4 protein-coding genes are annotated in these 7,042 nt (G+C 72.8%); all 4 read right to left on the bottom strand.

Features of this window, described 5'->3' with window-relative positions; translation table 11 throughout:
• Positions 1-202: 202 nt before the first annotated feature.
• A complete protein-coding gene (gene mraY / locus AAHZ94_RS25385; protein ID WP_349995510.1) occupies positions 203-1,267 on the bottom strand; it encodes a phospho-N-acetylmuramoyl-pentapeptide-transferase in 1,065 nt (354 codons plus the stop codon).
• Positions 1,264-2,700, bottom strand: a complete 1,437-nt coding sequence (locus AAHZ94_RS25380; protein WP_349995508.1) for a UDP-N-acetylmuramoyl-tripeptide--D-alanyl-D-alanine ligase — start codon at positions 2,698-2,700, stop codon at positions 1,264-1,266. The genes mraY and AAHZ94_RS25380 overlap by 4 nt, the downstream gene beginning before the upstream one ends.
• A 62-nt stretch (positions 2,701-2,762) precedes the next feature.
• Positions 2,763-4,457, bottom strand: coding sequence for a UDP-N-acetylmuramoyl-L-alanyl-D-glutamate--2,6-diaminopimelate ligase (locus AAHZ94_RS25375; RefSeq protein ID WP_349995505.1), 1,695 nt, complete (start codon positions 4,455-4,457; stop codon positions 2,763-2,765).
• 277 nt (positions 4,458-4,734) lie between these two features.
• Entirely contained in the window at positions 4,735-6,942 is a 2,208-nt protein-coding gene (locus AAHZ94_RS25370; RefSeq protein ID WP_349995512.1) for a peptidoglycan D,D-transpeptidase FtsI family protein, read from the bottom strand.
• Positions 6,943-7,042 lie beyond the last annotated feature (100 nt).

The following is a 7,042-nucleotide window of genomic DNA, read 5'->3' as shown; positions in this document are numbered from 1 at the left end:
GCACCACCCGCCGGCCGTGGCGGCCGGCGCCGGGACCCGGGCGGGCCCGGCGGGCGGCGCCGGCGGGGGGGCCCGGCTCAGGTGCGCCATGGTGGCCCGGGGCCGGGGGGGGGGGCCCCCCGCCCCCGCGGCGGGGGGGGGGGGGGGACCCCGGAGACGCCGAGACCGGCGACGGTGATGCGACGGCCGGCGTACTCGCTGGTCACTTGGCCGCCGCCCAGCCGGCGTAGAAGATGCCGAGGCCGACGATCACGCACATGCCCTGGATGATCCAGAATCTGACCACCACAAGGACTTCTGACCACCCCTTGAGTTCGAAGTGGTGTTGGAGTGGTGCCATGCGGAAGACGCGCTTGCCGGTCATCTTGAACGAGCCGACCTGGATGACGACGGACATCGTGATGAGCACGAACAGGCCGCCGAGCAGGGCGATGAGCAGTTCGGTGCGCGAGCAGATGGCGAGGCCGGCGAGGGCGCCGCCGAGGGCCAGCGAACCGGTGTCGCCCATGAAGATCTTGGCGGGCGAGGTGTTCCACCACAGGAAGCCGAAGCAGGCACCCATCAGCGCGGAGGCGACGATGGCCAGGTCAAGCGGGTCACGGACCTCGTAACAGGCGGGGCCCGCGGTCGGCGTGTTGGCGCAGGACTCCTGGTACTGCCAGACGCCGATGAAGGTGTAGGCGCCGAAGACCATCACCGATGCGCCGGTGGCCAGGCCGTCGAGGCCGTCGGTGAGGTTCACGCCGTTGGACATCGCCAGGATCATGAACAGCGCCCAGATCACGAAGATGACCGGGCCGATCTGCCAGCCGAAGTCCTGTGTGAAGGAGAGCTTGTCCGAGGCCGGCGTCTGGCCGCGGGCGTCCGCGAAGTTCAGCGAGAGGATCGCGAAGGCGATGCCGACGATGAGCTGGCCGGCCATCTTCGCCTTGGCCCGGAGGCCCAGGCTCCGCTGCTTGACGATCTTGATGTAGTCGTCGAGGAAGCCGACCAGGCCCATGCCGGCGAAGAGGAAGAGCACCAGCACGCCGGAGAAGGTCGGTTCGCTCGACGTGATCACCTTCGTCAGGCCGTACGCGATGAGCGTGGCCAGGATGAAGGCGATGCCACCCATGGTCGGGGTGCCGCGCTTGCCGTGGTGGCCGCGGGGGCCGTCGTCACGGATGTACTGCCCGTACCCCTTGCGGGCGAGGAGCTTGATCAGCAGCGGGGTGCCGACCAAGGTCAGGAAGAGTCCGATCACTCCGGAGAAGAGGATCTGCTTCATCGCCCGGCACCCTCGCCCTCGGCAGCGCCCGGTTCCCTCAGCAGCTCCATGGCGACCCGCTCCAGACCGACCGACCTGGACGCCTTCACCAGTGCGATGTCTCCCGGGCGCAACTCTCTGCGCAACAGTTCGACCGCCGCTTGCGCGTCGGACACGTGCACCGACTCCTCACCCCACGAACCCTCGTTCTTGGCGCCCATGTCGATCCAGGCGGCCTCCCGGCCACCGACCGCCACGAGCTTGCTGACGTTGAGTCGGACGACCAACCGCCCGACCGCGTCGTGCTCGGCGAGTGACTCCTCACCGAGTTCGGCCATCTGACCGAGCACCGCCCATGTGCGTCCCCCTTGTGCCCTGTGAGCCGAGCCCATGGCCACCAGCGCGCGCAGCGCGGCTCGCGTGGACTCGGGGTTCGCGTTATAGGCGTCGTTGACGATCGTCACGCCGTCCGCGCGCTCGGTGACCTCCATCCGCCAGCGGGAGAGCTGCCCGGCCTCGGAGAGCGCACGGGCGATCTCAGGGGCGGGCATGCCCAACGCATGGGCGACGGCGGCAGCGGCGAGCGCGTTCGACACGTGGTGCTCACCGTACAGGCGCATGGTCACGTCACCGCACCCGGTGGGTGTGTGAAGCGTGAAGCTGGGTTGTCCGAGGTCGGTAAGCCGGACATTCTCGGCGCGTACGTGCGCGTCCGGGGCCTCGCCGAAGAGCAGCACATCGGCCGTGGTCCGCGCGGACATGGCACGTACCAGCGGGTCGTCCGCGTTGAGCACCGCGACGCCGCCGTCGGCGGCCGACGGCAGCCCCTCCACGAGCTCGCCCTTGGCCTGTGCGATCTGCTCCCGACCGCCGAACTCACCGATGTGGGCAGTGCCGACGTTGAGTACGAGACCGATGTGCGGGGGGGTCAATTCGGCCAGGTAGCGGATGTGGCCGATGCCGCGGGCACCCATTTCGAGGACCAGGTGGCGCGTGGTGTCCTCGGCGCGCAGCGCGGTCAGCGGCATGCCGATCTCGTTGTTGAACGAGCCCGGCGTCCACACCGTCGGGCCGAGTCGCTCCAGGAGTTGGGCGATCAGGTCCTTGGTGCTGGTCTTGCCCGCGGAGCCGGTCAGGCCCACGACGCGGGCGCCGAGCCGCTCGACGACGGCGCGGGCCAGCGCGCCGAGCGCGCCCACCACGTCGTCCACGACGATGGCGGGCACGCCGAGCGGGCGGTTCGCGAGGACCGCCACCGCCCCGTCGGCGACCGCGCCCGCGGCGTAGTCGTGCCCGTCGACCCGCTCGCCCGCGATGGCGGCGAACAGGCCACCGGGGCCCACCTCGCGGGAGTCGATCACGACGGGTCCGGTGACCCGCTGCGTGGGGTCCGGTATGTCGTGCGGTTGCCCGCCGACGATGGCGGTGACCTCAGCGAGGGACAGCGAGATCACAGGTCACCTCCGGCGGTACCCGTGAGCTGCCTGGAAGAGGGTGATGCGCGCATGGCGGTGGGTCATCCCTGGTCGTCGTGGTGCTGCGTACGAGAAGCGCTGGGCGCTGCGGATGCGTAGTAAGGGGTCGCTGGGATCTGCCGGGCGGCCTCGATGGCCTCGCGCAGCACCTGGCGGTCGTCGAAGGCGCGCACCACACCGGCGATGTCCTGGCCCAGCTCGTGGCCCTTTCCGGCCACCACCACGGTGTCGCCGGGCTCGGCGCGGGCGACGGCCGCGGCGATGGCGACGGCGCGCTCCTCCTCCACCAGAACCGTGCCGCGCTCGTGGCTCGGCACCTCGGCGGCGCCCGACAGCATCGCCGCCAGGATCGCCAGCGGGTCTTCGGAGCGCGGGTTGTCCGAGGTGAGGACGGCGGTGTCGGAGAGCCTGGCCAGGGCGGCGCCCATGGCCTGGCGCTTGTGCGGGTCGCGGTCGCCGCCGCAGCCGAGGACGGCGTGCAGCTTGCCGTCGGTGACCTTGCGCAGCGCGCGGAGCATGGATTCGACGGCGTCCGGCTTGTGCGCGTAGTCCACGACCGCCAGGTACGGCTGGCCGGCGTCCACCCGCTCCAGGCGGCCCGGCACGCCGGGCACCGCGGCCACGCCGTCGGCGGCGAGCTGCGGGTCGATCCCGGCGACCACCAGGGCGGTGATGGCGGCGAGCGCGTTGGCGACGTTGAACGGGCCGGGCAGCGGGGCCGCGGCGCGCACCGACTGGCCCTCGGGGCCGAGCGCGGTGAAGGTGGAGCCGAGCGGGCCGAGCTCGACGCCGTCGGCGCGCCAGTCGGCGTCCGGGTGGCCCTCGGCGGAGAAGGTGACGACGGGGATGTGGGACTCGCGGGCGAGCCGCTGCCCGTACTCGTCGTCGTAGTTGATGACCGCGGCCCGGCTGCGGGCCTTGGTGAAGAGCTGCGCCTTCGCCTGGAAGTAGTCCTCCATGTCCGGGTGGAAGTCGAGGTGCTCGGGGCTGAGGTTGTTGAAGACGGCGATGTCGAAGACGCAGCCGTCGACGCGGCCGAGCACCAGCGCGTGGCTGGAAACCTCCATGGCCACCGAGCGCACGCCGCGCTCGCGCATCACCGCGAACAGCGCCTGGAGGTCGGTGGCCTCGGGCGTGGTGCGCTCGGACTTGATGCGGTCGTCGCCGATGCGCGTCTCCACGGTGCCGACCAGGCCGGTGAGGCCGCCGCCGGGGGTGCCCGCGGTCTGGGACGCCTGCCGGTCGGCGGCGAGCGCGGCCCGCAGACCGCCTTCGACCAGGTACGCGGTGGTGGTCTTGCCCGAGGTACCGGTGATGCCGATCTGGAGCAGGTCCTCGCCGGGCTCGCCGTAGATGGTGGCGGCCAGGGCGCCCATCTTGGCCCGCGGGTCGGCGACGACCAGGGCCGGCAGGCCGGCGGCTGCGACCCGCTCGGCGCCGGCCGGGTCGGTCAGCGCGGCGATGGCGCCGAGGTCGGCGGCCTGGGCGGCGAAGTCGGCCCCGTGCAGCCGGGCGCCGGGGAGCGCCGCGTAGATGTCGCCGGGGCGCACCGCCCGGGAGTCGTGCGTGATGCCGGTGGCCGCGGCGCCCTCCTCGGCTGCCGCTGGGACCTCGATGCCGAGCTGACCGGTCAGCTCCGTGAGGGGGGTGGGGCGGACCCGCGTGGGACGGGGCGGTCCGGGGTATTCCGGGGCGGCGTCCTGATGGGTGGTTTGGGACTGATCAGCATGTGGCACGGCGGTGAGCGTACCGGGCGCATGGGGTCCGCCGCTAAATGAGGGTGACCGGTGCGGAGCGTCGGCCGGGGCCCTGCGTGCGGCGGCCTGGCCCGGTGCCGCGGCGGGCGTCCGGTGCTGCGACACGCCGCTGTGACCCGCGGGGAACGGCGTCGGGTCGGCGCCTTCGGCGGGTCCCGGGGGCGGCTCGGCCGCTGCCTGTCGGGCGGGCCGCCGGGCGGGTCGCGGGTCGTGGTTCCCCGAATCCGGGGTGATCGTACTCACGGGTGGACCGGGCTCACGAGGCGGGCCGGTAGTTCACGGGCAGCCGGGCCGGCGCCTTGCCGGTGGGCGCCACCCGCATGGTCTTCAGGGCGAACTCCATCACCTGCTTGTAGACCGGGCCGCAGACCTGGCCGCCGAAGTAGGAGCCCTTGGTGGGGTTCTGTACGGCGCAGTAGACCGTCACCCGTGGCTTGTCGGCGGGGGCGAACCCGGCGAAGGACGCGGTGTAGCCGTGGTAGCGGCCGGTCTTGGGGTCGACCCGGTTGGACGTACCGGTCTTGCCGGCGACGCGGTAGCCGGGGATCTTGGCCTTGGCCCCGGTGCCCTCCTGGTCGTCGACCACCGATTCCAGCATCTGGGCGAGTTCCTTGGCGGTCTTCTCGCTCACCACGCGGGTGCGCTGCGGCTGGGGCGCCGGGCTGAAGTGCCCGTCGGCCCCGCGGGTGCCGCGCACCAGCGTGGGTACGACGCGTTCGCCGCCGCCGGCGATGGTGGTGTAGACCGACGCTGCCTGGACGGCGTTGAGGGACAGGCCCTGTCCGAACGGGATCGTGTACTGCTGCGACGCGCTCCAGTCCGCCGGTTTGGCGAGGATGCCCGCGGTCTCGCCGGGGAAGCCGAGGCCGGTCGGCTTGCCGAGGCCGAAGGCGCGTAGGTAGGAGTAGAGGACCTCGTTGGCCTCGGGCTGGGTCTTGCCCAGTTGTTCGGTGGCCAAGATGGTGCCGATGTTGCTGGACTTGGCGAGTACGCCGTTGAGCGTCAGGTGCCAGGTGGGGTGGTTGATGTCGTCGGCGAAGGCCCGGTCGGCGCGCGGCAGCCGGTTGGGCACCTCGACCCGGGTGGCCGGCGTGGCGGCGCCCTCTTCGAGCACGGCGGCCAGCGACATCAGCTTGCTGGTGCTGCCCGGCTCGTACGCGTCGGTCAGGGCGGCGTTGCCGAGCGTGGCCGGGTCGGCCTCGGCGATGTTGGCCGGGTCGAAGCCGGGCGCGTTGGCCAGTGCCAGGATCTCGCCGGTCCTGGTGTCCTGGACGACGACGTAGCCGCGGTCGGCCTTGGACGCGCGCACCTGGTCGCTGATGGCGCGCTGGGCCGCCCACTGGATGTCGCGGTCGATGGTCAGCTCGACGTCCGAGCCGGGCACGGCGGGCTGTTCCTTGACGTCGCCGGTGGGCACCTGACGCCCGCCGGACTGGGCGTAGACCCGCTTGCCGTCCTTGCCCGCCAGTTCGGTGTTGAGCAGTTGCTCTATCCCGGCGCCGCCCTTGCCCTGGGCGTTGACGAAGCCGAGCACACCGGCGGCGAGCTCCCCGTTGGGATAGACGCGCTTGCTGTGCCGCTCCCGGTTGATCCCGGCCAGCACGTTGCTGCCCAGGCCCTTGGCCTGCTTGTCGGACAGGGCGCTCTTGAGGTCCTTGATCTGCTTCCAGACCTGCGGCGTCTGCTGCCGGGCGAGTACCGCGTACTTGGACTTGGGGTTGGCGGTGAGCTTGGCGACCAGGTCGCCCTCGGGCACCCCGAGGATCGGCGAGAGCAGGGCTGCGGCCTGCCGCGGCGCGTCGGGGATCTTGGCGTGCGCGACGGTGAGCAGGTCGGGCGCGGCGGTGATGTCGTACGCGTCCACGGTGGTGGCCAGGTCCACGCCGCTGCGGTCGGTGATCGACCCGCGTTCGGCGGCGAGGGTGACCGGGATGTACCGGTTGACGTTGGCCTTGGCCGTATAGGCGTTGGCGTCCACGGCCTGCACCTGGAGCAGCCGCACCACGAACACCAGCATCACCAGCGTGAGCGCCAGGCTCACCAGGCGCAGCCGGGGGCGCGGGTTGCGGCGGCGCGGCGGTCCGCCCGAGCCGTTGCGCGGCTTGGGGGGCCGCGGCCGACCGGTGCGCCCGCGGGCGGTGCGGGGGGTGCCCGCGGGTCCGGCGGTGGCCGGCGCGGTCCGCTTGCGGTCGCCGCGCTGGCCGCGCTGGCCGTCGTCTTCGTGCCGGCCGGCCCGGCGTTCGGCGCGGTCGTCGGTGCGGCGGTTGTCGCGCCCGTCGGAGCGGTGGTCCGCGTGGTGGTCGCCCCGGTGGTCAGCGCGCCCGTCGGCGCGGTGGTGGGTACGGCGGTCGTCGCGGTCGTCGCGGGGGTTGGCTCGGCGGTCGTCGTACCCGTCCCCACCTGGCCGGTCGGCGGCGTGTCCGGCTGCCGCGGCGCGGGCTGCGGCACGCGCGTCCGACGCCACTCGGGCGGCGTTCGCGCCGGGTGCCGCGCGGCGGCTGCGCTCCGCGTACGCCTGGCGCGCGTCCTGCGCCTCCCGTGCCTCCCGCACGTCCTGGTCGCCC

This window comes from Streptomyces sp. HSW2009 (assembly GCF_040240285.1).
GTDB lineage: Bacteria > Actinomycetota > Actinomycetes > Streptomycetales > Streptomycetaceae > Streptomyces.
The sequence above is the reverse complement of the archived record's forward strand: the minus strand, read 5'-3'. Positions and strand labels throughout refer to the sequence as shown.